The sequence below is a fragment of the Shewanella sp. Isolate8 genome, from assembly GCF_022398495.1.
Taxonomy (GTDB): Bacteria; Pseudomonadota; Gammaproteobacteria; order Enterobacterales; family Shewanellaceae; genus Shewanella; species Shewanella aquimarina.
This window is the reverse complement of record NZ_JAKEVI010000003.1, coordinates 234,221-258,397: the sequence shown is the minus strand read 5'-3', so window position 1 is coordinate 258,397 and position 24,177 is coordinate 234,221. Positions and strand designations below refer to the sequence as shown.

Annotated in this window: 24 protein-coding genes; 13 read left to right on the top strand and 11 right to left on the bottom strand. The window is 56.6% G+C overall.

Features of this window, described 5'->3' with window-relative positions:
- Window positions 1-2: 2 nt before the first annotated feature.
- The 4 genes from L1D43_RS13610 to L1D43_RS13595 all read left to right on the top strand — a co-directional run bounded on the left by L1D43_RS13610 (window position 3) and on the right by L1D43_RS13595 (window position 5,510).
- Window positions 3-1,313 (top strand): ABC transporter permease, encoded by a 1,311-nt coding sequence (locus L1D43_RS13610; protein WP_239852381.1) that lies wholly within the window; start codon window positions 3-5, stop codon window positions 1,311-1,313.
- A gap of 10 nt (window positions 1,314-1,323) precedes the next feature.
- Window positions 1,324-2,520 carry an FtsX-like permease family protein gene (locus L1D43_RS13605; protein WP_239852379.1) on the top strand — a complete coding sequence of 399 codons (1,197 nt, stop codon included), beginning with the start codon at window positions 1,324-1,326 and terminating at the stop codon, window positions 2,518-2,520.
- A gap of 114 nt (window positions 2,521-2,634) precedes the next feature.
- Window positions 2,635-4,137 carry a sigma-54 dependent transcriptional regulator gene (locus L1D43_RS13600; protein WP_239852377.1) on the top strand — a complete coding sequence of 501 codons (1,503 nt, stop codon included), beginning with the start codon at window positions 2,635-2,637 and terminating at the stop codon, window positions 4,135-4,137.
- Window positions 4,137-5,510, top strand: coding sequence for an ATP-binding protein (locus L1D43_RS13595; RefSeq protein ID WP_239852374.1), 1,374 nt, complete (start codon window positions 4,137-4,139; stop codon window positions 5,508-5,510). Before L1D43_RS13600 ends, L1D43_RS13595 begins: the two co-directional genes overlap by 1 nt.
- A gap of 81 nt (window positions 5,511-5,591) precedes the next feature.
- On the opposite strand, the gene pyrC is transcribed toward L1D43_RS13595, so the two are convergent.
- Entirely contained in the window at window positions 5,592-6,620 is a 1,029-nt protein-coding gene (gene pyrC / locus L1D43_RS13590; protein WP_239852372.1) for a dihydroorotase, read from the bottom strand.
- A gap of 248 nt (window positions 6,621-6,868) precedes the next feature.
- Between pyrC and L1D43_RS13585 the strand changes: the two genes are divergently transcribed.
- The 4 genes from L1D43_RS13585 (at window position 6,869) to L1D43_RS13570 (ending at window position 9,857) form a co-directional block, all read left to right on the top strand.
- A complete protein-coding gene (locus L1D43_RS13585) occupies window positions 6,869-8,569 on the top strand; it encodes an FAD-dependent oxidoreductase (RefSeq protein ID WP_239852370.1) in 1,701 nt (566 codons plus the stop codon).
- Window positions 8,570-8,694: 125 nt separating this feature from the next.
- Entirely contained in the window at window positions 8,695-9,129 is a 435-nt protein-coding gene (locus L1D43_RS13580; RefSeq protein ID WP_239852368.1) for a YeeE/YedE family protein, read from the top strand.
- Between the two features lie 9 nt (window positions 9,130-9,138).
- On the top strand, window positions 9,139-9,609 hold the full coding sequence (locus L1D43_RS13575) for a DUF6691 family protein (RefSeq protein WP_239852366.1): 471 nt from the start codon (window positions 9,139-9,141) through the stop codon (window positions 9,607-9,609).
- Between the two features lie 110 nt (window positions 9,610-9,719).
- Window positions 9,720-9,857, top strand: a complete 138-nt coding sequence (locus L1D43_RS13570) for a hypothetical protein (protein ID WP_239852364.1) — start codon at window positions 9,720-9,722, stop codon at window positions 9,855-9,857.
- Between the two features lies 1 nt (window position 9,858).
- Here L1D43_RS13570 and L1D43_RS13565 read toward each other — a convergent pair whose 3' ends face one another.
- From L1D43_RS13565 to yjjX, 6 genes are all read right to left on the bottom strand, one after another.
- Window positions 9,859-10,659: a phosphatase PAP2 family protein gene (locus L1D43_RS13565; RefSeq protein WP_239852363.1), complete on the bottom strand. Its 801-nt coding sequence runs from the start codon at window positions 10,657-10,659 to the stop codon at window positions 9,859-9,861.
- Window positions 10,660-10,848: 189 nt separating this feature from the next.
- Window positions 10,849-11,307 (bottom strand): SufE family protein, encoded by a 459-nt coding sequence (locus L1D43_RS13560; RefSeq protein ID WP_239852361.1) that lies wholly within the window; start codon window positions 11,305-11,307, stop codon window positions 10,849-10,851.
- Window positions 11,308-11,327: 20 nt separating this feature from the next.
- A complete protein-coding gene (locus L1D43_RS13555) occupies window positions 11,328-12,539 on the bottom strand; it encodes a cysteine desulfurase (RefSeq protein WP_239852359.1) in 1,212 nt (403 codons plus the stop codon).
- Window positions 12,540-12,646: 107 nt separating this feature from the next.
- On the bottom strand, window positions 12,647-13,687 hold the full coding sequence (locus L1D43_RS13550) for an NADP(H)-dependent aldo-keto reductase (RefSeq protein ID WP_239852358.1): 1,041 nt from the start codon (window positions 13,685-13,687) through the stop codon (window positions 12,647-12,649).
- A gap of 122 nt (window positions 13,688-13,809) precedes the next feature.
- The gene (locus tag L1D43_RS13545; RefSeq protein ID WP_239852357.1) at window positions 13,810-14,778 is read right to left on the bottom strand and encodes a bifunctional helix-turn-helix transcriptional regulator/GNAT family N-acetyltransferase; all 969 of its coding nucleotides are present in this window, start codon (window positions 14,776-14,778) and stop codon (window positions 13,810-13,812) included.
- A gap of 169 nt (window positions 14,779-14,947) precedes the next feature.
- Window positions 14,948-15,520 (bottom strand): inosine/xanthosine triphosphatase, encoded by a 573-nt coding sequence (gene yjjX, locus L1D43_RS13540; protein WP_041508515.1) that lies wholly within the window; start codon window positions 15,518-15,520, stop codon window positions 14,948-14,950.
- A 443-nt stretch (window positions 15,521-15,963) separates the two neighbouring features.
- Between yjjX and L1D43_RS13535 the strand changes: the two genes are divergently transcribed.
- Together L1D43_RS13535 and L1D43_RS13530 are read left to right on the top strand one after the other, a co-directional pair.
- Window positions 15,964-17,235: a serine/threonine transporter gene (locus L1D43_RS13535; RefSeq protein WP_239852356.1), complete on the top strand. Its 1,272-nt coding sequence runs from the start codon at window positions 15,964-15,966 to the stop codon at window positions 17,233-17,235.
- A 56-nt stretch (window positions 17,236-17,291) separates the two neighbouring features.
- Complete coding sequence (locus tag L1D43_RS13530; RefSeq protein WP_239852355.1) at window positions 17,292-18,659, top strand: L-serine ammonia-lyase; 1,368 nt, start codon at window positions 17,292-17,294, stop codon at window positions 18,657-18,659.
- 87 nt (window positions 18,660-18,746) lie between these two features.
- Here L1D43_RS13530 and L1D43_RS13525 read toward each other — a convergent pair whose 3' ends face one another.
- The gene (locus tag L1D43_RS13525; protein ID WP_239852354.1) at window positions 18,747-19,190 is read right to left on the bottom strand and encodes a GNAT family N-acetyltransferase; all 444 of its coding nucleotides are present in this window, start codon (window positions 19,188-19,190) and stop codon (window positions 18,747-18,749) included.
- A gap of 141 nt (window positions 19,191-19,331) precedes the next feature.
- Between L1D43_RS13525 and L1D43_RS13520 the strand changes: the two genes are divergently transcribed.
- Window positions 19,332-19,637: a DUF4234 domain-containing protein gene (locus L1D43_RS13520; protein WP_239852353.1), complete on the top strand. Its 306-nt coding sequence runs from the start codon at window positions 19,332-19,334 to the stop codon at window positions 19,635-19,637.
- Window positions 19,638-19,789: 152 nt separating this feature from the next.
- Entirely contained in the window at window positions 19,790-21,088 is a 1,299-nt protein-coding gene (locus L1D43_RS13515) for a dicarboxylate/amino acid:cation symporter (protein WP_239853223.1), read from the top strand.
- A gap of 89 nt (window positions 21,089-21,177) precedes the next feature.
- Here L1D43_RS13515 and L1D43_RS13510 read toward each other — a convergent pair whose 3' ends face one another.
- Entirely contained in the window at window positions 21,178-21,591 is a 414-nt protein-coding gene (locus tag L1D43_RS13510) for an META domain-containing protein (protein WP_239852352.1), read from the bottom strand.
- Between the two features lie 163 nt (window positions 21,592-21,754).
- Here L1D43_RS13510 and L1D43_RS13505 point away from each other — a divergent pair, with 163 nt between their 5' ends.
- On the top strand, window positions 21,755-21,988 hold the full coding sequence (locus L1D43_RS13505) for a hypothetical protein (RefSeq protein ID WP_239852351.1): 234 nt from the start codon (window positions 21,755-21,757) through the stop codon (window positions 21,986-21,988).
- Window positions 21,989-21,995: 7 nt separating this feature from the next.
- On the opposite strand, the gene L1D43_RS13500 is transcribed toward L1D43_RS13505, so the two are convergent.
- Both L1D43_RS13500 and L1D43_RS13495 read right to left on the bottom strand, forming a co-directional pair.
- Entirely contained in the window at window positions 21,996-22,940 is a 945-nt protein-coding gene (locus tag L1D43_RS13500; protein WP_239852350.1) for a GGDEF domain-containing protein, read from the bottom strand.
- Window positions 22,941-23,150: 210 nt separating this feature from the next.
- Window positions 23,151-24,116, bottom strand: coding sequence for a GGDEF domain-containing protein (locus L1D43_RS13495; protein WP_239852348.1), 966 nt, complete (start codon window positions 24,114-24,116; stop codon window positions 23,151-23,153).
- Window positions 24,117-24,177 lie beyond the last annotated feature (61 nt).

The following is a 24,177-nucleotide window of genomic DNA, read 5'->3' as shown; positions in this document are numbered from 1 at the left end:
GCATGTTTCTATATTACGTCGATCTCGCCTGGCGCAGCATACGCAAGACGCCGATTCTGTCGCTGCTCATGGTGCTGGCCATCTCCGTGGGGATAGGCATCACCATCACCACGCTGAATGTCTACTCTATGATGGCCTATAACCCTGCCGGTGAGCGCTCGGAGCAGCTCAATGCCATTCAGCTCTGGTCACAGGGGCCGGACACCTGGGATGACTTTCATCGTCTGATCACCTACCAGGATGCGATGAACCTGCGCAAGGGCAATGTGGCTAATGCCCAGGCGGCCATGTTCCGTAGCGGCATGGCGGTACAGACAGACAACCCAGAGGTACTGCCCAGACTGCAAGGCATCAGGGTAACGGATGGCGACTTCTTCAAGATGTTTGAGGTGCCCTTCATCTATGGTAATCGCTGGGACAAGGCGGTGGACCTCGACCCTGCCTATCAGGCGGTGATTGGCGAGAAGCTCAACCAGAAGCTGTTTGGCGGCGAGAATAGCGTCGGCAAGACCATCTACCTCAACCGTAAGCCCTATCAGGTGGTGGGGGTGATCGGCGACTGGAATCCTCAGCCTAAGTATTACGATCCGACCAGTGGCGCCTTCGCCAAATCGGAGCAGATCTATATTCCCTTTTCGCTGTCGGCAACCGAGGAATTTAGCGTCTGGGGTAACTCGTCGGGTTGGAAACATGAGCCGATGAACAACTATCAGGACAGGTTGAATTCGGAGAAGGTGTGGCTGGAGTTTTGGACCTATCTGCCGAGCGCCGAAGATCGCGCCGCCTATAAGAACTACTTGGCCAACTATGTCGAGCAGCAGAAGGAGCTGGGTCGTTTCACCGATAACAAGTCACCTGTCGACTCTGTGCTCATGTCAGATGTTGACGGCTGGTTGGAGCGCAGCCATGTGGTACCGGAAGATAACAAGATTCTGGTGGGACTGAGCGCCCTGTTCCTCAGCGTCTGCCTGGTGAATATCCTCGGCCTGATGCTGACCAAGTTTCTTAAGCGTGCGCCGGAGGTGGGTGTCAGACGCGCCATCGGCGCAAGTCGGGCACAGATCTTCTCTCAGTACATGGTGGAAGTAGGCGTCATCGGCCTGTTTGGTGGCCTGGTAGGACTCTTATGGGCCTGGGGCGCCCTCTATGCCCTGTCGGCACGCTTCGGTGTCGCCGAGGGACTGACCCATCTCTCCATGAGCATGTGGTTGATCACCCCTAGTATCGCAGTAGGTACCGCACTGCTGGCCGGACTCTATCCTGCCTGGGTAGTGTGCCGCACTAAACCAAGCGTCTACTTGAAGAGCCAATAAGGGATTGAAAATGCTTAACATTAAACCAATTTTTAGCAGTTTGCTCCGCAGTAAGAGCGGCCCGGTATTGCTGCTGGTACAGATAGTTTTGTCGGTGGCCATAGTCGCCAACGCCAGCTTCATCATCCATGAGCGTCTGGAGATGATGCAGCGTGACTCTGGTATCGCCGAAGAGGAGGTGTTGACCTTTAGCGTGTTTAACTTCGACCCCAGCATAGATGGTGAACAGCAGAATAAGATCGATCAGCAGATCCTGCGCGGATTGCCAAACGTGCAGGCGGCCACCTCCACTAACATGTTGCCCCTGAGCGGCAGTGGTTGGTCGAGCACCCTCAACCTGGGGCCAGATCCTGAGACGGCCAAGTCGACGCCACAGTTTGCCATGTACCTGGGCACAGAGCATACGGTTAAGACGCTTGGGCTCAAGCTTATCGAGGGGCGTAACTTTTACGCCGATGAGATCAACACGAGCGTCAACGATCCCGGTAAGCTGGCGATCATCTCCAAGGCATTTGGTGAGGCGGTATGGCCGGGTGAGTCGGCCATCGGCAAGTTGCTCTATGTCGATGATGAGCAGCTTGAGGTGATAGGCGTGGTGGAGAAGTTTCAGGGCGCCTGGGTCGACAGTGACGATTTGGAATACAGTGTGATCCACAACGTCGACTTTGCCGGTTATAGCTATATGGTGCGCGCCGCGGCCAGCCAACATGAGGCGCTGCAGGATGCCATCGTCAAGGCGCTGATGAAGGAGAATCCTAACCGGGTGATCGACGATTTCCAGTCTGTCGCCGAGGTGAAGAAGCGCTCCTACAGTGACCATGAGCTGATGATAACCGTGCTCTCCATGATGGTGGTCTTGCTGCTGTTGATCACGAGTCTGGGGCTGACAGGTATGGTGATGTTCAACATCCAGCGCCGCACCAAGCAGATAGGCACTCGCCGCGCTCTGGGCGCGACCAAGGGGGATATCCTCAGCCTCTTCCTGGTGGAGAACTACCTCATCTGTCTCTCGGGTGGCGTATTAGGGGCCAGCCTGGCGGTGCTGCTGGGGCAGCAACTGATGAAGTACTATGATCTGCCGCAGCTCAACCTGCTCTACCCGCTCATGACGGTAGTCGGCATGATGCTGGTGACTACTGTGGCCGTGGTACTGCCAGCACGCAAGGCGGCGAACATCTCGCCGGCCATGGCGACCCGCAGCGTCTAAGCCTGGTCTTTAAGCCTGGGCGCTAAACAAGAGACACCGAAAGCGTTTGCCCTTTTCATCGGCGGCGCTTTCGGTTAGTTTGTTGCTCTGCAAGTAAAAAGTTAATAAGAATATATGGATACGATTCTCATCGTCGACGACAATCAGGCAGTATGCAGCGCGCTCTCCCTGATGCTCGAACTCAATGGATTTAAGACCCTAACTTGTTTCTCCCCGGAGGAGGCGCTGGGCCTGGTGGCCGAGCAGGAGATCGCCCTGGTGATCCAGGACATGAACTTCACCCAGGACACCACCTCGGGAGAGGAGGGCAAGCGCTTGTTTTACGATATCCGCGCCTGCCAGCCGCAGCTGCCCATCATACTCCTGACCGCCTGGACCCAGCTGGAGCTGGCGGTAGAGCTGGTGAAGGAGGGGGCCGCCGACTACATGGGCAAGCCCTGGGACGACGATAAGCTGCTCAACAGCGTCAACAACCTTATTTCCCTCCATGCCCTGTCGCGGCAGAATTCGCAGCTGGCGCGCTCCGAGCACCAGCGGATGTCGGCGATCAAGGATGCCGATCTCTGCGGCATCGTCTTCGGCAGCGGCGCCATGCAGCGCTGTATCGATCTGGCGCTGCAAATAGCCAAGTCCGACGTATCCGTGTTGATCACCGGCCCCAACGGCGCCGGTAAGGACAAGCTGGCGGACATACTGCACGCCAACTCTCCCCTCAAGCATAAGCCCTTCATTAAGGTGAACATAGGCGCGCTGCCGATGGAGCTGCTGGAGGCCGAGCTGTTTGGCGCCGAGGCGGGTGCCTTCACAGGCGCTAACAAGGCCCGCATCGGTCGCTTCGAGGCGGCCGATGGTGGCACCTTGTTTCTCGACGAGATAGGCAACCTGCCGTTGTCGGGTCAGGTGAAGTTGCTGCGGGTGTTGCAGACCGGCGAGTTCGAGCGTCTGGGCAGCCATCAGACCCGTAAGGTCAAGGTGCGGGTGATCAGCGCCACCAATGCGGATCTCGCCGAGGATATCGCCAGCGGTCGTTTCCGCGAGGATCTCTTCTATCGCCTCAATGTGATCGAGCTGGCCTTGCCGCCTCTCAATCAGCGTCAGGACGATATCCTGCCCCTGGTGAATCACTTCATCGGCCAGGACTTTAGCGTGAGTAAGCCGACCCAGCAGGCGCTGGTCAGCTATCCCTGGCCCGGCAATGTGCGCGAGCTGGAGAACGCCTGTAAGCGGGCGGTCATTCTGGCCGCCAGCCCGACGCTGACCATGGCTGACTTTGGCTTAAAGCCTGTGAGTGGCTTAAATCCTGTGAGTGGCTTAAATCCTGTTAGCGGCGTGTCAACCACCACTTCTGAGTCCACGCCGAGTTCGGTCACTACGCAGCAATCGGCTCAGCAATCGGCTCAGCAAGAGCCTCTGCAACAGGGCGGAGGGGCGCAAGTCTCGACTCCCTCCGAGTCCCAGCCTGAAGCTAATAGGCCTCAAGCCTACGAGCCCACCGGGGCCGATATCGAGCTGGCCCTGGCGGAGCATAACGGGGTGATCGCCCGGGTGGCCAAGTCCCTGGGGCTGAGCCGTCAAGCGCTCTATCGCCGCATGGAAAAATTTGGGATAGAGAAATAATGCCTGCGCTGCGCACTAAACTTATCTGGGGCAATGTGATTGCCAGCCAGCTGGCGATTGGCCTGTTTATCCTGCTGCTCAATTGGCTGGCGCCCGAGCTGTACCACAAGGTCGCGCCTGAGCTGCTGGCGGCCTGCTTCTTGTTGTCTGGGGGACTGGCCTGGCTATTAAGCCGCTGGCTCACCCGGGGGCTGTCCACCAGCCTCAAGGCGCTGGAGGTGGGGCTGCTCAACATCAAAGACAATGATTTCAGCGTGAACATTCCTGTGACGGGGGACAGCCAGCTCAAGGCGCTGGCCAGCCTGTTTAATGAGTCGGCGGCCGTGCTACGCCGCGAGCGTCAGTATATCTATCAGCGTGAGTTGCTGCTGGATAAGGTGATTCAAAGCTCGCCTAACGTTATGGTGCTGCTCGACGATCGCCAGCGCATCATCTACGCCAACGACGCCGCCCGCCACCTGTTTGCCCAGGGGGCGCGCATCGAGGGCAGCATGTTAGATGAGTTGCTGGACGGCGTCAGCGAGGAGCTGGCCGGCGCGGTCAACAATCCCAAGGGCGGGCTGTTTACCCTGGCGAGTGTGGAGGAGGGCGGCGAAGATGAGACCTGGCATCTCTCCCGTGGGCGCTTCCTGCTCAACGGTCAGTATCACCATCTTATCCTGCTCAAGCAGATGACCCGTGAGCTGAACCGTCAGGAGGTGGCCGTATGGAAGAAGGTGATCCGCATCATCAGCCACGAGCTCAACAACTCGGTGGCGCCTATCGCTTCTATGGTCAACTCGGGACGCAAGCTCACCGAGCCGCTGGATGACCCTAAGCTTAAGCTTATCTTCGATACCATAGAGGACAGGACTAGCCATCTGAGCCAGTTTATCTTCAACTATGCCCGCTTCGCCAAGCTGCCGCTGCCGAAGAAGAGCGAGGTGGATTGGCATAAGTTGGTGACTCAACTGGCCGAGCATTTCCGTTTCACTCTGGTGGGCGAGCTGCCTCGGCGCTGCGGCTATTTCGACCTGATTCAGCTGGAGCAGGTGCTGCTGAACCTACTCAAGAACGCCCATGAGTCGGGCTCGCCCGAGGAGTCGGTAAGCCTGAGCGTCAGGGAGCAAGGCCTGAGTGATGGCAGCGACGGGGTGACTATCGAGATAACCGATGAGGGCAGCGGCATGTCGCCGGAGGTATTGACCCAGGCATTGCTGCCTTTCTACTCCACCAAGCAGTCGGGCACAGGCCTTGGCCTGCCCTTGTGTAGGGAGATCATCGAAGCCCACGACGGCCGTATTAGCTTGCACAATCGCGAGCACAAGGGGCTGCTGGTGCGTATCTGGCTGCCTGATGATGCCGCCCAGCCGCTGGAGCAGGCAAGCGCCTAAGACTTTTGCTGACACCAAAAATCGTTAAGCAATAAAAAAACACCGCCAATTGGCGGTGTTTTTCTTTTTATCTAGAGCGGGTTAGTCTTCTACCTGCCACTCAATGGTTTCGCCGGCGCGGATCGGCACTACGCCCGCGTCACCCAGCGGATAGGTGGCGGGCACCTCCCAGCTGCGTTTCACTAGTGTGATGGTGTCTGTGTTGCGCGGCAATCCGTAGAAGTCTGGGCCGTTGAAGCTGGCGAAGGCCTCTAACTTATCCAGGGCGCCCACCGACTCGAACGCCTCGGCGTAGAGCTCGATGGCGGCGTGAGCCGTGTAAGAGCCGGCGCAGCCACAGGCTGCCTCTTTGCGATCCTTGGCGTGTGGCGCCGAATCTGTACCCAGGAAGAACTTCTTGCTGCCGCTCGCAGCCGCCGCCAGCAGGGCCTGCTGGTGGGTGTTGCGCTTGAGGATCGGCAGACAGTAGAAGTGAGGACGAATACCACCGGCCAGCATATGGTTACGGTTGTAGAGCAGGTGATGGGCCGTGATGGTGGCGGCCACGTTGTCGGAGGCGCCCATGACGAAATCCACCGCATCTTTGGTGGTGATATGTTCCAGCACTATCTTTAGTGACGGGAAGTCGGCGACCACCTGCTTGAGGGTGTTGTTGATGAAGGTGGCCTCGCGATCGAAGATGTCGATGCTAGAATCTGTCACTTCGCCGTGTACCAGGAAGAGCATACCGACTTCCTGCATCGCCTCCAGCACAGGGTAGATGTTCTTCACATCAGTGACGCCCGAGTCTGAGTTAGTGGTCGCGCCCGCAGGGTAGAGCTTGGCGGCCACCACCTTGCCCGACGCCTTGGCGGCGCGGATATCCTCGGCCGTGGTGTTGTCGGTGAGGTAGAGCACCATCAGCGGCTCGAAGTTGGTGGTGCAGACCGCCTTGATGCGCTCATAGTAGGCCAGTGCCGAGTCGACATTGGTGGCCGGTGGCACTAGGTTAGGCATGATGATGGCGCGGCCCATGTAGCGGCCAGTGTCTCTTACGGTATCGGTCAGCACGTCACCATCGCGTAGGTGAACATGCCAGTCGTCGGGTCGGGTAATGGTTAATTTGGTCATCTAGGACTCTTTCTTTTGCGTGGACTGGCTGGATCTTATGTGGCTGGCCAGGGCCTGTAAAGGGCTATCTTGGTTTTATCCCCCAAGCAAAGGTGGTCAAGATTTAATCTTCCTATGCTCACTATGCCACCGAGATCACTGTTTTCACTATTCGCTTAGATTTTTCTAATAAAAGGAATTTGCATGTAATGGTGAATGTAATACACTCACGGCCAAGGTCTGTTTAGTGCAGTAGGAGAAGCATTGAGATGAAGAAGATACTGATCATAGGCGGCGTCGCCGGTGGCGCCTCGGCGGCGGCAAGGGCGCGTAGACTCAGCGAAACCGCTGAAATCATTATGTTTGAGCGTGGCGAGTATGTCTCCTTTGCCAACTGCGGCCTGCCCTATCATATCAGTGGCGAGATAGCTCAGCGCAGCGCCTTGGTATTGCAGACCCCAGAGAGCTTCAAGGCCAGATTCAATGTGGATGTGCGCGTTAAACATGAGGTGGTGGCCATCGACCGCGTCGCCAAGCAGCTGACCGTAAGACGTTTGAGTGATGGCAGCGAATATCGGGAAAGTTATGACGCCCTGCTGTTAAGCCCTGGTGCGGCGCCCATAGTGCCGCCTATCCCAGGTGTCGATAATCCTCTGACCCATTCCCTGCGCAACATTCCCGACATGGACAGGATCCTACAGACGATCCAGATGAATAATGTCGAGCATGCCACCGTCGTCGGTGGCGGCTTTATCGGCCTGGAGATGATGGAGTCACTGCATCATCTGGGGATCAAGACCACTTTGCTTGAGCTTGCCGATCAGGTGATGACCCCTGTGGATCGCGAGATGGCAGGCTTTGCCCATCAGGCGATTCGTGAGCAGGGCGTGGATCTGCGCCTGGGGACGGCACTGTCAACCGTTGAGCATCAACCGCAGACCCATGTGGCCAGCGAGGCCGCCGGTGAAGACACGGCCCATCAACACATCAAGGGCCATCTCAGCCTGACCCTGAGCGACGGCGAAACCTTAGATACGGATCTCTTGATCATGGCCATCGGCGTGCGTCCCGAGACCCAGCTGGCGCGCGACGCAGGTCTGGCCATCGGCGAGCTCGGTGGCATCAAGGTCAACGCCATGATGCAGACCAGTGACCCTGCCATCTATGCGGTGGGGGACGCCGTCGAAGAGCAAGACTTCGTGACCGGTCAAGCCTGTCTGGTGCCACTTGCCGGTCCGGCGAATCGTCAGGGGCGCATGGCGGCCGACAACATGTTTGGTCGACAGGAACACTATCAGGGCACCCAGGGCACGGCGATCTGCAAGGTATTCGATCTGGCTGTTGCCGCCACGGGTAAGAACGAGAAGCAGCTCAAGCAGGCGGACATCGACTATGAGAAGGTGTATGTACACACCGCCAGCCATGCCAACTACTATCCTGGCGCCGAGGTGGTCTCCTTCAAGCTGCTGTTCGATCCAGTCAAGGGCACTATCTTAGGTGCCCAGGCGGTGGGTAAGGATGGCATCGACAAGCGGATCGACGTGATGGCGGTGGCCCAGCGCGCCGGCATGACGGTCGAGCAGCTACAGCATCTGGAACTTAGCTACGCGCCTCCATACGGCAGCGCCAAGGATGTGATCAATCAGGCGGCCTTCGTGGCCAGCAACATCATCAAGGGCGATACCACACCGATCCACTTCGATCAGATAGATGATCTTAACCAGAATCAGCTACTGCTGGATGTGCGTAACCCGGGCGAGCTGAAGAATGGCGGCCTGGAGGGCGCTATCAACATTCCCGTAGATGAGCTGCGTGATCGCATGCATGAGCTGCCTAAAGACAAGGAGATCATCATCTTTTGTCAGGTGGGGCTAAGGGGCAACGTGGCCTATCGTCAGCTGGTCAACAACGGCTACCGGGCACGCAACCTGATCGGCGGCTATCGCACCTATATGTTTGCCCGGATGTAAGTTTGCCCGGACGTAAATTTGCTAGGGCATAAATTTGCCCGCGTGTAAGTTTCAGCCTTTAAAGTTCTCAGGCCGGGGCACCTTGCCCCGTCCCTTCCTTCTGCGACAGATGAAAGAGGTACTCGATGTTTTCATCATTCGCTATCGCCCTGTGCGGTGGTCTGTTAATTGGCTTGGCGGCAAGCCTTCTCATGGTCGTCAATGGCCGTATCGCGGGTGTCAGTGGCATCATATCCGGCGCCTTGTGGCGCAGTGAATCGGCGGGCTCGGCAATAGGCTGGCAGGTCTATTTTCTTGCCGGACTGGTGCTGAGCGGTCTGCTGCTGGCCACCCCCTTGGAGGCGTGGCTGGCTATCGAACCTGTGGTGATTAGTGCCAGGGGAATTGCCTTGCCGACCCTCTTGTTGGCGGGGCTGCTGGTGGGCCTGGGCAGTTCTCTGGGTAATGGCTGTACCAGTGGTCATTGCATCTGCGGCATGGGACGCCTGTCGCCGCGCTCCATCGCGGCATCGTTACTCTTTATGCTGGTGGGCGTCATCGCCGCCGTGCTGCTGAGTTAGGAGGGGACTATGCGTAATTTAATGGCGTTACTGTCCGGGTTGCTGTTTGGTGCCGGTCTGCTGCTCTCTGGGCTTGCCGATCCTGCCAAGGTGCTTGGCTTCTTAGATATCAGTCGTGTGGTCAGCGGTGAGTGGGACCCGAGCCTGATGCTGGTGATGGGCACCGCCTTGAGCATCTATCTGCCCGTCTATCTCTTGTGGGTCAAACCCAGAGCCGCGCGTAAGCAAGGCCCGCTGCTGGACAGTCAATACCATCTGCCTGGCAACACCCGTATCGATGGGCAGCTAGTGCTGGGAGCCGCCTTGTTTGGCCTCGGCTGGGGCATGTTAGGCATCTGCCCTGGCCCCGCGGTGGTCAACCTGGCTAGCCTAGATCCCATGGCGCTGGCGTTCATGGCCGCCATGGTGCTGGGGGTTTACCTAGGTAGGCTGATTAAGAGAACGATCGCACGTAGGGAGTCTGGCCCAATCCAGATCTAAGCGGCTTATTTTTATATAAAAGTGCTTGGCAGCCTCACGCTTTGATGCTTAGCTTATAGGTAGATAATTGATAAGGCCAAGGTTGGCCATCTAGTCTGCTGGAGCCTGCTATGCACTGCTTGTTGTTTAGGGATAGGTCTGCGTTTGTGGCCGATCAGGCCATGTATATCGCCAAGGGACGAGGTGACAACCAATATCATCTGGGGCCGGATCATAGAGCCGATCTCGGCCATCGTCTGGTCCTTTGAGCTAGCTGGCCGTCTGCAGCGCCGGGCTGACCGATAACGCCTGCCGACGACGCAGGAAGAGGGCGTAATACCAGGTGAGCGCCGAGAACCAGGAGATGGTGAGCGTCCACACATCGTGGGAGATGAAGTGAGCCCCCCTGAGCTGTTGGGCGATGCCGAAGGTGAGCCCCAGTAGCAGACCAAAGCCTAAGCCAATCCAACGAAACCTTGGGCCATAGGCCAGGGCGAAGAAATAGAGTGCCACCCAGGCGTAGCCGCCGCTGGAGTGACCGGCGGGAAAGCATTGACCCGGCGAGTCGGCATCAAACTGACCCGAGAATAGCGAGAAATAATCGGCGCTACCGCCGAAGATTTTCAGGTGCCAGGGGCAGTCCAGATGCACCAAGGACTTGCCGAGTCTTACCAAGAGCACGCTACTCAGCACGCTCATGAAGAGGAAGGCCAGGCCCCTGCGATAGGCCTTCAGGGCCGGTTTCCTGTAGCTTAGCCCCAGCAGGCTAAGCACTATCACCCCCAGCAAGATCACTAGGTTGCGCCCGCCGACATGGATTAGCTTCTCGGTTAGCCAGGCATTGCGTAGCGGCCAGCCGTCGACGCCACCTTCGAGTCGAAACAGCCATTGCCCCAGGGCGATATCCAGGTGGAATAGCTCGATGAGGCTGACCGCCAGTAAGAAGCAGATGGCGGGTAGCATGAGGTGATGACGCCAGAAGGCGGGTGAGGTTGGCGTGTCTACTGGCAGGCTAATCGACTCAGTCATCAACTCTGTCATCGACTCTGTCACCGGTTTGGCAATCGACATAGCAAAGTGTCCCATCGGCACCTAAGCTCAGGTGCAAAGATAAAAATAGCGGTTAGGGAAACAGTCTAGGGAGGGAGGCGTGAATATTATGTGGATCGCCCGGCCGCTTGGGCGCAGCCGGTATTTTTTGGGAAGCTGATTCTGTGGGAGCCGGTTTTTAGGGGGCCAATTTGGGGTACAGCCGAGGAGTTAGCGCTTGCTCGATTCCACGGCGGCGGCCTTGATCGCCTCGGCCAGTGCCAATACACCGTTGGTGCGCGATGGGCTCAGCTGACCGCTCAGCCCCAGTCGGTCGAAGTACTCGTGTAGATCTAAGGCGGCTATGGTTTTCTTATCCTGCCCCTGCACCGCGGTGAGCAGCAGGGCGATCAGCCCCTTGACGATGCGGGCATCGCTGTCGGCCAGGTAGTAGTGTCTGCCGTCTATCTCTCTGTGATAGAGCCAGGCGTTGCTCTCACAGCCTCTGACCTGAGCCGACTCCTGTCTTAACGCCTCAGCCAGTGGCGGCAGACGTTTACCCAATAGCATGAGGGCGCGGTAGCGCTCCTGCCAGTTAGCGGCCTGGGTGAAGCTTGGCAGTATCTCCTGGGGATCCAGTGTCAGGCCGGTAAAGGTCTCTGTGGATGGGCTTAGCTTGTTATCATTCATTTGGACATTGTCTCATACATTTAAAGCAGCAGCTCTTTTACCGATTTTAGCGCCTGGATGAAGCGATCGATATCTTCATCCGTGCTATACACGCCGAGGGAGGCGCGGCAGCAGCCAGCAAGGCCCAGGGTTTGCATCAGTGGCATGGCACAGTGATGGCCACAGCGCACGGCAATTCCCTGCTGATCCAACAAAATCCCCACATCCTGATGATGCTCGCCGCTAAGGTTAAAGGCCACGGCGCCGACATTGTCGTCGTGGGCGCCATAGAGGCTGATGCCCCCAAGTTGTTTGAGTTTGGCCTGAAGGCGTTTGAGCAGAGCCTGTTCGTGCGCCCTGACGGCCTCGCGCGGCAGCGACTGGATGAAATCGATGGCGGCGCCAAGGCCTATCACCTCGGCAATGGGCGGGGTGCCTGCCTCGAGGCGATTGGGCAGGATATTAAATGTGGTGCCTTCGAAGCTCACCTGCTTGATCATCTCGCCGCCGGTGAGCAGGGGATCTAGCTTGTCGAGCACTTCATAGCGGCCATATAAGATGCCTATACCCGTCGGACCATACATCTTGTGGCCGGAGAAGAGGTAGAAGTCGCAATCCAGGGCCTGCATATCCACCTCGAGATGGGCGATCGCCTGGGCACCGTCGATGAGTGTGAGTGCGCCGACCGCCTTGGCCTGAGCGATCATCTCCTTAACGGGATTGACCGTGCCCAGCACGTTGGAGACATGGCACAGGGCGACGACACTCGGCTTACGGGCGAGCAGCTGTCGGTAGGCGTCTTGGTCGAGGCGCGCCTCGTCCGTGAGCGGGATGGGCACTATCTCGGCGCCGGTTTGTTTAGCCAGCATCTGCCAGGGGACGATATTGGCATGGTGGGCCGCGCTGTCTAACAGAATCAGATCCCCAGCCTTTAGCTGGCTGGCCAGCCCCAGGGCCACCAGGTTGATCCCCTCTGTGGTGCCATGGGTAAAGATGATCTCTTCCCGGCGGTCTGCATTAATGAAAGCCTTCACCTTGTCGCGCACCGCCTCATATTGGCTGGTGGCGCGGGCAGACAGCTGATGGGCTGCACGGTGCACGTTGGCATTGTCCGCCTGATAGTAGCGACTCATCGCGTCGATCACCCCCTGGGGCTTCTGACTGGTCGCGGCCGTGTCCAGATACACCAGCGGATAGTCGCCGAGTGACTGGGTGAGGGCGGGAAACTGACTGCGCAGCTGGCTAAATTCCATCGATTGGGTCCGTTGGGTGGTTCAAACAAAAAAGGCGCTCAGATCTTGGGAGATCTCAGCGCCTAATGCAAGTTCAATTAGCCTTTTAGGGCATCACTAGCCTGGTTTTAGGGGCTGGGGATACGATAGATGTCTGCCAGTTCGTCGATTCTGCCCAGCAGCTCGTCACTCAGGCTGACGGCCGCGCTGTCGATATTCTCTTTCAGCTGGTAGAGGTTAGTCGCCCCTATGATGTTGCTGCCCACGAAACGGCGGCCGTTGACGAAGGCCAATGCCATCTGCGCCGGGCTCAGGTTGAACTCCCGCGCCAGCTCCACATAGGCCTGGGTGGCATCTAGGGCCATCTGCGAACCTGTGTAGCGGGCGAAGCGCTTGAACAGGGTGAGTCTGGCACCCTCTGGCCATTGACCGTCTAGGTATTTGCCGCTCAGGGCGCCAAATGCCAGTGGCGAGTAGGCCAGCAGTGGCAGTTCTTCCCTGTGAGCGATTTCGGCCATGCCCACCTCGAAGCTGCGGTTAAGCAGGTTGTAGGGATTCTGCACGCTGATGATGCGCGGCAGGCCGTGCTTCTCCGCCAGCTGCAGATACTTCATCAATCCCCATGGGGTCTCGTTGGAGACACCTATGTAGCGGATCTTACCCGCCTTGATCAGATCCGCCAGGGCTTCGAGCGTCTCCACTATGGGGGTGAGCTTTTCGTCATCTTGCTCTTGGTAGAAGAGCTCGCCGAAGAAGTTGGTGTTGCGATCCGGCCAGTGCAGTTGATAGAGATCTATGGTCTCTATCTGTAATCGCTCCAGGGAGTCGTTAACCGCCTGATGGATGTTGCGCCAGTCCAGCGCCATGTTCTGACGGATATAGTCGCTCTTGCCACCAGGGGCCGCGACCTTAGTGGCGATAATGAGATCGTCACGCTTGCCCCTGGCCTTGAGGTAGTTGCCCAGGATGCGCTCTGTCTCTCCCTGGGTCTCGGCCTTAGGTGGTACGGGGTACATCTCGGCGGTATCGATAAAGTTGATGCCCTGTCCGATGGCGTAATCGAGCTGCTCGAAGGCCTCGGCCTGAGTATTTTGTTCACCCCAGGTCATGGTGCCCAGGCAAATTTTACTGACGTCTAAGCTGGAATGGGGGAGTCTTGTGTAGTCCATTCAAATCTCCAGAATGCGCGAGGATTACCTCTGAGGCTAGCAAGCTTTAATCTGAAACACTAGCTAATTTATCTCTCCCTAACTCAAAAATTATCTTGATGATTTGTTTGTAATTTCTGCGGCTAAAGTTTAAGCAGCATGGGGATTTCACAGGCATCGTGGCCCGTGTTGCCAAGGGGGGCTGAGAGGTGCTCGAAGCCGAGCTTCTCATAGAGATTGATCGCCTCGCTCAGGCAGGCGGTGGTCTCCAGATAGCATTGGCTAAAGCCCTGAGCGCGGGCAAACTCGAATGCCTGTAGTGCCATGCGTTTGGCAAAGCCCTTACCCCTGAGCTTGGGGTCGAAGTACATCTTCTGCAGTTCGCAGACATCATCGTGCCCCGGTAGCGGCGCGATACCGACGCCGCCCAGCACTAAGCCCTTGTAGTCGACCACCCAGTAGTGGGCCTTATCGTCCTGGTAGACGCTGTAGAGATCATCCAGGGTAGGGTCGGCGACGCTGTAGCCCTTGTCTGGCGTCAGGCCATACTCGGCGGAGACATTGCGGATCACCCTGGCGATATGGGGGTTGTCTTCCCGGGTGAGGCTGCGGATCTCATAGCACTGCTGGGCGTTGGCCAGATCGATGGCGCGGGTGTATTGGCCCAGGCTGGTTTCCAACTGGGTTATCTGCTCAGGTGACAGCTGAGCCAGGATCTCCTGGTACATCTTGTTCTGTTGTTCGTTCAGGCGGCTGAGCTGACGCTTGCCCTGGGGAGTGAGCTGACACAGCGAGCTGCGGCTGTCTCTGGGGTTGTTGCGACTCTTGGCAAAGCCCTTGTCGCAGAGTTGGCTCACGGCGCGGCTGGCATTGGACTTGTCGATATTCAGGGCCAGGGCCAGCTGCTTTATCGACAGCTCCTGAGCGCCGAGTTCGATCAAGGCGTGGGCCTGCACCGGCGACAGTGGCTGATCGCCACAGGCGGAGTTGAGCATGCCCAGTTGCCTCACCAATTGCCTCGACAGGCTGCGCAATGAAGAGCAGGTCTGGGGCAGTTCGACAGCCTGAGAGAGACAGGCTTCTTCGTGTATCGAAGGGCAAGATGGTGACATGGTTAAGATCCGTGTGAGCTATATAGTTGCGATATACATCTAACTTAGATCCCTAAAAAGAGAAATGCAAGCTTTTGCTAATGTAATCATCTGGACAGGTTCGGCCTGGCCTAACCTGCCTCGTTTCTCCTTACCTGGATTAAGACTTGTGGCGACCCCCGACGGCTGATCAGGCGAAGATCGCCGGGTTTAATAGCGGCGCCATCGCCAACACTATCGCCTGGGTATAGACGCTCTCACGGCTGGCCTTGCCCTGGGTAAAGAGACCGATAGCGCCCCCCTTCTGTTTGATGTTGACCGTGTTGAACAGCCTGTCCATCACATCGCCAAGCTCTTCACCGGCCACCAGGGCGTCGTACACCCGGGCGGGCAGGGGAAGCTGGGCGCTGCGACCTATGCTGAGTTGTCCCCTATGGATGATGGCCATGTAGGCGTAGGTGGCCGCGCCGTGATCGAACAGGTCGACCCCGCCCTCCATGGCAACATAAAGATCGGCCGCTAATGCCTCATCCTTCGTACCTTGTTGCTCGCAGTAGCGAGCGCGGTTGATGGCGCCCTCGCGGGTCTCAGTATCTGTCATCGGCTGGGCGGCAACCCCCGAGGGAGCGTGTATGCCCTGGCAGAGGATCTCGGCTTCGGGAAACAGCAGAGAGAGGGCATTGCGGGCGGCGCCTATCTTGACGGGATTGGTCGAGCCGACCGTGATGCGAAGAATAGCTTGTTGGCTGAGAGCGCTGGGCATGGGTATTCCAAAAGTGAATGAATCGACAGGGCGCCATTTTGCCATAAAGCGTCTCGGGATGCATGGCGGGGGAGGCTGGGCGTGCGGCGAATTCCTTAACCCGTTAATGCCAGCTTGTGGCGACGAAAGCCTCTGGCGCTGGGCTGGGACGAGATGACCTTAGTTTAACAGATGTGAAAAAGGGTAACGTGGATGTGATGTTCTGGTTCGCTTTGGTTAGCGTGAGATTGCCGTTATGAAAATTTATAACGTAATAATTTCGATTTGGCTCACAAAGCCGATTCATTCTGAAAATTCATTACAAAAAAGGGTGTCAGATCAATTTCTGGCGACCCGGCTGCTATATGCTGTGCCCGAATTTTAGTCGTGCTCGCCGGGCGAAAAAGCGCCGTATGGCGGGGCGTCGGACCACTCAGATGCTAGAGCATCGATAAGGTTATTTTATGCAAAACGAAGCGACAATCTCTGATGTTAATCTCACGCAGCGCCAAGGTTGGACTCGCAGCGATACAACCTGGATGTTGAGTCTTTTCGGCACCGCAGTGGGCGCCGGAATCCTGTTTCTGCCCATCAATGCGGGTATGGGCGGCTTCTGGCCACTGGTGTTGATGGCCGTCATCATAGGTCCAATGACCTATCTGGCTCACAGGGGCCTGTCCCGTTTCGTCTGCTCCTCCCAGCGTCAGGGCAGCGACATCACCCATGTGGTCGAGGAGTATTTCGGTGTCGGCGCCGGTAAGGCGATCACCTTACTCTACTTCTTCGCCATCTACCCCATAGTGCTCATCTATGGCGTGGGGATCACCAACACGGTCGACAGTTTCATCGTTAACCAGCTGGGAATGGCCTCGCCGCCACGCTTCCTGCTGGCCGGTATCTTAGTGCTGGGCATGATGTCTGTGATGGTGTCTGGTGAGAAGTTCATGCTCAAGGTGACTCAACTGCTGGTGTATCCGCTGGTGGGGATTCTGGCCTTCATGTCGCTCTACCTGATCCCAAGCTGGAAGATAGACGCCCTGATGGAAGTGCCTGCCGCCGGTGAGTTCTTAGGTACCGTTTGGCTGACCATTCCTGTACTTGTGTTTGCCTTCAACCATTCGCCGGCCATCTCGCAGTTCTCGGTATCGCTGAAGAAGCAACACGGCAGCCATGCCGCCAAGAAGGCCGATGTGATCCTGCGTAACACCAGCATGATGTTGGTGGGCTTCGTGATGCTGTTCGTCTTCTCTTGCGTGTTGTCACTCAGTCCGGCGCAGCTGGCGGAGGCCAAGGCGCAGAATCTACCGATCCTCTCTTATCTGGCTAACGTGCATGCCAGTGGCTTCGTGAGCTACTTCGGCCCCATCATCGCGGTGATCGCCATCGTTTCCTCTTTCTTCGGTCACTATCTGGGTGCCACCGAGGGCCTGAGGGGGATCATCACCAAGCAGCTGCGCAGCAGCAACAAGGAAGTGTCGGACGCCAAGATCGACAAGTTTATTCTCGGCTTCATGTTCCTGACCATTTGGGGCGTTGCCGTGATCAACCCGAGCATCCTGGGGATGATCGAGGCCCTGGGCGGCCCTATTATTGCAGCCATCCTCTACCTCATGCCTATGTATGCCGTCTATAAGGTGCCTGCACTGAAGGCTTACCGTGGTCGCATTAGCAACATCTTCGTGATCCTGGCTGGCTTGCTGGCGATGACGGCCATCCTCTTCGGCATGCTCTCTTAATCGACTCATGTCGCGCCCGGCGATAGACCGTCGGGCGAATCTCTGTGGAAGTATTTATGGTTAGCGCATTTGATATTTTTAAGATAGGTGTGGGTCCCTCCAGCTCGCACACTGTAGGGCCGATGAAGGCTGCCAAAGGATTTGTTGACGACCTGCGTCAGCGTGGAGAACTAATGAGTATCACCAGCGTCAAGGTGGATATCTATGGCTCCCTGTCGCTCACCGGCAAGGGCCACCACACGGATAGCGCCATCATCATGGGGCTGGCGGGTAACAGTCCTGAGTCGGTGGATATCGACCTGACGCCCGAGTTTATTCGCCAGGTGGCCTTGACCTCCTGTCTGCCGCTGGGCAGCGAGGCCCACGGGGTCGACTTTCCGCCCGAGGCCGTGGTGTTTCATCGCGAAGCCCTGGCGCTGCATGAAAATGGCATGACCCTGAGCGCCTATATCGGCTCCCAGTGCGTCTACAAGAAGACCTATTACTCTATCGGCGGCGGTTTCATCGTCGACGAGGAGCATTTTGGGATGACGGCGGCCAACGAAGTGGTCTTGCCATATCCCTTCGCCAATGCCACCGAGCTGCTGGATTTGTGCCAGGAGACGGGCATGAGCATCAGTGCCATCATGATGGCCAATGAGCGCTCGCTACATAGCGAGGCCCATATCGCCGAGGGGTTCGAGGCGGTGTGGCACACCATGAAGGAGGCGATCGAGCGCGGTTGTCACACCGAAGGAGTCTTGGCCGGCCCGTTAAGGGTACCGCGCAGGGCGCCGGCCTTGTATCGCCAGCTGGCCACGGGTGAGCGCCTGTCGGCGGATCCTATGATGATCGTCGACTGGATCAACATGTTTGCCCTGGCGGTGAGTGAAGAAAATGCCGCCGGGGGCCGTGTGGTGACCTCGCCCACCAATGGCGCGGCGGGGATCATCCCGGCCGTGCTGGCTTATTTCGACAAGTTTATTCAGCCCGTCGGCCCCAAGGAATACAGCCGCTACTTTCTCGCCGCCGCGGCGATCGGTGGCCTGTATAAGCGTAACGCCTCTATCTCTGGCGCCGAGGTGGGCTGTCAGGGAGAGGTGGGGGTTGCCTGCTCTATGGCGGCCGCCGGCTTGGCGGAGCTGATGGGCGGTAATCCGGCCCAGGTCTGTATCGCCGCCGAGATCGGCATGGAGCACAACCTGGGGCTGACCTGCGATCCCGTTGCCGGTCAGGTGCAGGTGCCTTGCATCGAGCGCAATGCTATCGCCTCGGTGAAGGCGATTAACTCGGCGCGCATGGCACTACGCCGCAACAGCGAGCCCAGAGTCAGCCTGGATAAGGTGATCGCCACCATGTATGAGACCGGCAAGGATATGCATGTGAAATACCGCGAGACCAGCCAGGGCGGCCTGGCGATCAAAGTCACCAGCATATGTGCATAAGGCTTGTGTATAAGCCTTGCGTATCAGCTCTGTAAATGAGCCATAAAAAAACGCCCTCAGGGGCGTTTTTTTATGTTTGGTTATCGGCTACTTTTCCTCATACATCAGGTAGTAGCTCTGCTTCATGCCGAGGGCCTCATAGGTCTTTTGCGCCTTGTGATTCTCCTGTTCGACATAGAGTCTGAAGCTGGCGGCGCCGCCTGCCTCCTCGGCAATCTGCTTCACCGCCTGATACAGCTTGGCGTAGATCCCCTGACGACGATTCTCTGGGCGGATATAGACGCTCTGGATCCAGTAGTAGTCTTTGGCGCGCCAGTCGCTCCACTCGAAGGTGACCATGAGTGAGCCCAAGATCTCTCCAGCCTCCTCGGCCACCAGATAGAAGCCGCGGGCAGGATTTTCGAGTAGTGTCTGTACACCCTTAGTGAGGGTCTGTTGATCTAGGCTGAGCCCCTCGGTTTCGTTGGCCATGGCCTGGTTAAACTGTACCAGTGCGCTGAGATCCGATTGTTGGCCTTTTCTTATTTGCATTATCGCCTCCTTAAATTTGGCCATACTCTAGCATGCTTCTCTGCTGAGCCGGGGCAGAATTTTTTCGATTGGCTCTTAGACTAAAGTCTAACTCTGCTATGCTTTGAAGATGGGGCTGCGAAGTGTCTATGGGGTGATAAGATGAGTGATTCTGAGCAGAGAGAGTCTAGTAAAATCAATCAAAATCAGCGTGATAGCTTGGTTCGTGCTCAGGAGCTGGATAGGTTGAACCATCTGCTACACTTCCTGCTGACCCTGGCCACCCTCGGCGTCTGGGGACTGGTGTGGTGGCACCTGATCTTAAAATCCCAGGGCAAGGCGGAGCGCCTGTTTCATGGCTTCGACGACGCCTACTGGAGCCACCTGATCGAGCGCGAACAGCCCCCTGCCGCCCTACATACCTTCAGGGTCGACGCCAAGCAGGAATCGGTTTACTTCGAGGCCTGATAGGCCGCGCTTGATATGAATCACAGCTTACTGCAGGTTTCTCTGATATTATCCCGTTCCCATTTGCGTCTGCCGCTTGCAGCATTGCAACTTGCTCTGAAGGAATAAGGGCGGCAGGACCAAACCACTCTCGCGATTCAAGGTTATTAATGATGCGTCAACAAACCTCTTCTTGGCTGGGCCGTGCCTGGTCTGGCTGGATGTCTGTGCCCCTGTGGCTACAAATCCTTATCGGTATGCTCCTGGGTATCTGTACCGGCTTAGGCCTGGGTGAGCAGGCGGTACTGCTCAAGCCGATAGGTACGCTTTTTGTCAACACCATCAAGATGTTGATCGTCCCCTTGGTGTTCTGTTCCCTGATTGTCGGCGTGACCTCAATGCAGGATACCGCCAAGATGGGCCGAATCGGCTTTAAATCCTTCGCCTTCTATCTGGGAACGACCTCTATCGCCATCACACTCGGCCTAGCCGTGGGGCACTTCATGCAGCCCGGCGCGGGGCTGGCGATGACCTCGGCGGAGAGTCACAGCGCGGTGAAAGAGGTGCCCTCCATCATGGAGACACTGATTAACATAGTGCCCACCAACCCCATCGCGGCGCTGGCCAGTGGACAGATTTTACAGGTGATCGTCTTTGCCGTGGCTCTGGGTATCGCCCTGGTATTGATTGGCGATCACGGTAAGCCCGCCATCAAGGTGTTCGAGAGCCTTGCCGAGGCCATGTATAAGCTGACCGACATGGTGATGAAGCTTGCGCCTTACGGGGTATTTGGCCTGATGGCCTGGGTGGCAGGTGAATATGGCATGGACATGTTGATGCCGCTCATCAAGGTGATCCTGGCGGTCTATATCGGCTGCGCCCTGCATATCATAGGCTTCTACAGCCTGGTGCTGACCTTTGTGGCCAAGCTTAACCCGGTGCAGTTCTTCAAGGGGATCAGCAATGCGTTGGCGGTGGCCTATACTACCTCGAGCAGTGCCGGTACTCTGCCTGCCAGCATGAAATGCGCCAGCGAGTCTTTAGGGATCAACAAGAAGATCTCCAGCTTCGTTCTGCCCCTGGGCACCACCATCAACATGGATGGCACCGCCCTGTATCAGGGGGTTACCGCCCTGTTTGTTGCCCAGGCCTTTGGCATCGATCTCACCTGGGTCGACTATATCACCATCATTCTCACCGCGACCCTAGCCTCTATCGGTACCGCAGGTGTCCCTGGTGCCGGTCTGGTGATGTTGACCCTGGTACTGACGACAGTTGGTCTGCCGCTGGAAGGAGTGGCCATCATCGCGGGTATCGACCGTATCCTAGATATGGCGCGCACCGTGGTTAACGTGTCGGGGGATCTGGTGGCCACTACAGTGATCGCCAAGTCAGAAGATGAGCTTGACCTGGAGCACTATAACGCCGACGCCGAGCAGAGCCAGATACTGGCAGAGCGCCTGGATAGCTAATTTAGGCTAGCTAATTTAGACTAGCTAAGCCGCTAGGCTATAAAAAAACCGCCTTAAAGGCGGTTTTTTTGTGGGGCTAATCTCGATAATTACTGCTTACTGAGTACCAGCTGGGTCTTACCGTCTGCGTCTTTGAGCAGCAGCTTACCTTTGGCCAGCTCGGCCTGGGTCACCTCAGACATGGCCTGCATGACGGTATGCTCCTGCTGCATCAGGGCATCGACACAGGCTTTCATCGTGCTACCGGCTGGGGAGAGGGTCAACGCCTGGCCGTCCAGTTGATACTTACCGAAAAATTGGTTGCAGCTGTTATTGCCGCTGAGTGCGCCATCTTCGGCAAACACCAGCTGAGCCGGGCTGTAATCGATGGCGGCCTTACCCTGGGCGGCCTCTATGTGCCAGCTACCTAAAATATCCAGATCCTCGCCGCCCATGAGAGATGTGCTTTGACAGGCTGATAAGCCGAGCAAGGTACCGGCGATAAAAATAAACTTCTTAAACATGGGGAAACTTCCAATTCTGTGAGACAGATATTTTGACAAGCTTACTCTTAATTAAAAAGCCTTAATCGGGGTTTTTCCATGATATTTTGTTCATGCTAAGCTGTTTCTACTGTCGGCTGGCGGACACCGACGGCAAATTTTCTGATATGGGAAAGATAAAGCGATGATGACAGGATTAAAACTGGCCCACTGGCTGGGACTCGCGATGGTGATGGTGGGCCTGGGGATCTATGGCCTGACCTCTTGGGCAGAGCAGATGCAGGGGATACTGCTGGTTTCTAGTCTGCTAGGTCTGGGTCTGGTGATGATGTCGCCTTTCCCCATAGTGCTCTTCATTCAATGGGCAAAGGCGCAGGATCAGACTCAAGCGGAAACACAACAAGATAACCAAGGCTAAATTTGCCTTAAGCCTTTACGTCGCCCTGCTGTGTCTGCTTTTGGTTGGCATGTAGATTCTGTCTCGCCGCCTCGACCATAGGTTCTATGGCCAGATGTGTGGTAGGGGTGAAGAAGCTCACGCCTATGCTAATCTCCGCCTTGATCTCCTCCTTGGCGATCTGCTTGAGCAGGCGCTTGGTGAGGGATTCGAGATTGGCCTGACTATCGACGAAGGCCAAGATGGCAAACAGGCCATCCTCGATACGGGCCGAGACATCGGCATCACGCATATTATGGTGTATGACTCGCGCAAGCTGTCTGAGTCCATGGCCCTGCTCGAGTTGTCCCTTGTACTGGGTATTATCTTGCAACAGGACGATACCCGCATGGGAACCGAAACGACGGCTGAGGCTGAGTTGTCTCGGCGCCATCAGGTTGAAACCATAGGGGTTGAGCATGCAGGTAAGGTCGTCTTGTACCGACATCATCTGGATCTGCTGCATCAGGAACAGATGCTTGAGCTCCGCCTGGATCAGGGCCTTGGCGTTTTCCATGAGCGGCAGGAGTCGCTGAAAATGTTTGCTGCGCTGGCTGTCACAGATCAGCATCACCCCGAAGGCCTGACCGTCTGACCAGTAGAGGGGCAGGGCCAGTAGGCTGTCGAAGCGGGCCAGATGACTCTCGGGATCTTGGCTCTCTGTGAGATCCAGCAGGCCGTAGGCGGTATGCTTGCTCAGGGCGTGGGTCAGGCTGGCATCATAAAACTGGGTGCCGGCATAGAGATTGAGATCCGTGCGCTGGCGACTACAGACGACCTGATATTCGCCGTCGATACATTGCAGTACCACACTGGCCTGAGCCTGATAAAATTCATTAAGTAGATCAACTTGTTGCTGCCAACGTGGCAGAGTAATGGCGGGATGATCGGCTTCCCTGAGCCAGAGGCTGGTATCGGCGCATTCTAACAGCATAGTAGTGCTCTCTTATTGTTATTATTTAATTGCATAACTCGCTAGTCTCTGCCGATCAGCCTAAAGACTGACGACACAAAGTGTTTACATCATACTCAAAAATCATATGTTGTGAGAATGTAAATTTTCAATTTTTGCGAGCAAAATCTATTTTCTATTCTCTATTACCCCACTGTGCAGGTATCTGTTTGCTAACAGAAACGGCCGAAATTAGCCCTTGCTCTCCGTCTCCACCGCATCCTCGTTCCGATGATAGGACTTGAGCTGTTGCTTGGCCTGTTCCAGCATAGGCGCCAACTTGGCGGAGGAATCGGGAGCGAAGAAGGAGTGCCCCGAGTCCAGCCGTAGGCGATCGTTTTGTTGGGCCAGCAGCTTTTCGACCCTGCGGCTGATATGGCTAAGGTCGCGCTCGGCATCGACGAAGACCAATACCACGAACTGGCTGTGGCTGTAGTGTGCGGCGATGTCGGCGGTGCGTATGGTGTCCTGGATGATGTTGCCAAGTAGCCGGATATGTTTGTCCTCTATCTCATCTATCATAGGTGGATTGGGATAGAGCTCGAAGAAGAGTATGCCTGCATGGGCACCGAAGCGTCTGCCCAGGTTGAGCTGTCTGGGCGCCATCATGATAAAGCCGTAGTGATTCAACATGCCTGTGTCACGGTCGCGCATCGACAGCGACTCGATACGCTGACTCTGACAAAGTAGCGCCAGATCTTGCTGCAACAATATTTGGAAGGGTTCCAGCATGAAGGCGTTATTGCTGGCGGTTTCTCTGCTGCCAGGATTGACCACACAGAGGCAACCGAAAATTGTGCCGTCTGGCCAGAGAATCGGCCGGGATAACAGGCTGCTGGCGGTGGCGAGATCCTTAGGCAGCTCGGCATTGGATTCTCGGCTCAGATCCAGGTTGATCCCTTCGGGCTGGCTGTTGGACAGGCGGGTAAAGAGCTCGAATTTTTCGTTATACAGGGTGCCGGAGAGAAATTTGCGGGTGTCGTTGATGGAGCTGACGATGATCTCAAAGCCAAGATCCGTCTGCTGGGCGACGAAGGCTACATCGGCCTCGAAATAGCGTTTCATCAGCTCACATTGATGCATCCACCTGACTAAGTTGATTTGCGCGTTATCGTTTTCAAGTATACTCACACCCGTATGAATGTTTTCCGGCAGCATGATCGGCTCTAACCTATTGGTGTTTCAAGTTTGTTAAGTGTGGTAGTCGATGAGCTATTTT

Excerpts from the sequence above, each read along its gene's own strand:
- L1D43_RS13610 (WP_239852381.1), top strand. The coding sequence starts at position 3 with ATGTTTCTATATTACGTCGATCTCGCCTGGCGCAGCATACGCAAGACG.
- L1D43_RS13605 (WP_239852379.1), top strand. The coding sequence starts at position 1,324 with ATGCTTAACATTAAACCAATTTTTAGCAGTTTGCTCCGCAGTAAGAGC.
- L1D43_RS13600 (WP_239852377.1), top strand. The coding sequence starts at position 2,635 with ATGGATACGATTCTCATCGTCGACGACAATCAGGCAGTATGCAGCGCG.
- L1D43_RS13595 (WP_239852374.1), top strand. The coding sequence starts at position 4,137 with ATGCCTGCGCTGCGCACTAAACTTATCTGGGGCAATGTGATTGCCAGC.
- pyrC (WP_239852372.1), bottom strand. The coding sequence starts at position 6,620 with ATGACCAAATTAACCATTACCCGACCCGACGACTGGCATGTTCACCTA.
- L1D43_RS13585 (WP_239852370.1), top strand. The coding sequence starts at position 6,869 with ATGAAGAAGATACTGATCATAGGCGGCGTCGCCGGTGGCGCCTCGGCG.
- L1D43_RS13580 (WP_239852368.1), top strand. The coding sequence starts at position 8,695 with ATGTTTTCATCATTCGCTATCGCCCTGTGCGGTGGTCTGTTAATTGGC.
- L1D43_RS13575 (WP_239852366.1), top strand. The coding sequence starts at position 9,139 with ATGCGTAATTTAATGGCGTTACTGTCCGGGTTGCTGTTTGGTGCCGGT.
- L1D43_RS13570 (WP_239852364.1), top strand. The coding sequence starts at position 9,720 with ATGCACTGCTTGTTGTTTAGGGATAGGTCTGCGTTTGTGGCCGATCAG.
- L1D43_RS13565 (WP_239852363.1), bottom strand. The coding sequence starts at position 10,659 with ATGTCGATTGCCAAACCGGTGACAGAGTCGATGACAGAGTTGATGACT.
- L1D43_RS13560 (WP_239852361.1), bottom strand. The coding sequence starts at position 11,307 with ATGAATGATAACAAGCTAAGCCCATCCACAGAGACCTTTACCGGCCTG.
- L1D43_RS13555 (WP_239852359.1), bottom strand. The coding sequence starts at position 12,539 with ATGGAATTTAGCCAGCTGCGCAGTCAGTTTCCCGCCCTCACCCAGTCA.
- L1D43_RS13550 (WP_239852358.1), bottom strand. The coding sequence starts at position 13,687 with ATGGACTACACAAGACTCCCCCATTCCAGCTTAGACGTCAGTAAAATT.
- L1D43_RS13545 (WP_239852357.1), bottom strand. The coding sequence starts at position 14,778 with ATGTCACCATCTTGCCCTTCGATACACGAAGAAGCCTGTCTCTCTCAG.
- yjjX (WP_041508515.1), bottom strand. The coding sequence starts at position 15,520 with ATGCCCAGCGCTCTCAGCCAACAAGCTATTCTTCGCATCACGGTCGGC.
- L1D43_RS13535 (WP_239852356.1), top strand. The coding sequence starts at position 15,964 with ATGCAAAACGAAGCGACAATCTCTGATGTTAATCTCACGCAGCGCCAA.
- L1D43_RS13530 (WP_239852355.1), top strand. The coding sequence starts at position 17,292 with ATGGTTAGCGCATTTGATATTTTTAAGATAGGTGTGGGTCCCTCCAGC.
- L1D43_RS13525 (WP_239852354.1), bottom strand. The coding sequence starts at position 19,190 with ATGCAAATAAGAAAAGGCCAACAATCGGATCTCAGCGCACTGGTACAG.
- L1D43_RS13520 (WP_239852353.1), top strand. The coding sequence starts at position 19,332 with ATGAGTGATTCTGAGCAGAGAGAGTCTAGTAAAATCAATCAAAATCAG.
- L1D43_RS13515 (WP_239853223.1), top strand. The coding sequence starts at position 19,790 with ATGCGTCAACAAACCTCTTCTTGGCTGGGCCGTGCCTGGTCTGGCTGG.
- L1D43_RS13510 (WP_239852352.1), bottom strand. The coding sequence starts at position 21,591 with ATGTTTAAGAAGTTTATTTTTATCGCCGGTACCTTGCTCGGCTTATCA.
- L1D43_RS13505 (WP_239852351.1), top strand. The coding sequence starts at position 21,755 with ATGATGACAGGATTAAAACTGGCCCACTGGCTGGGACTCGCGATGGTG.
- L1D43_RS13500 (WP_239852350.1), bottom strand. The coding sequence starts at position 22,940 with ATGCTGTTAGAATGCGCCGATACCAGCCTCTGGCTCAGGGAAGCCGAT.
- L1D43_RS13495 (WP_239852348.1), bottom strand. The coding sequence starts at position 24,116 with ATGCTGCCGGAAAACATTCATACGGGTGTGAGTATACTTGAAAACGAT.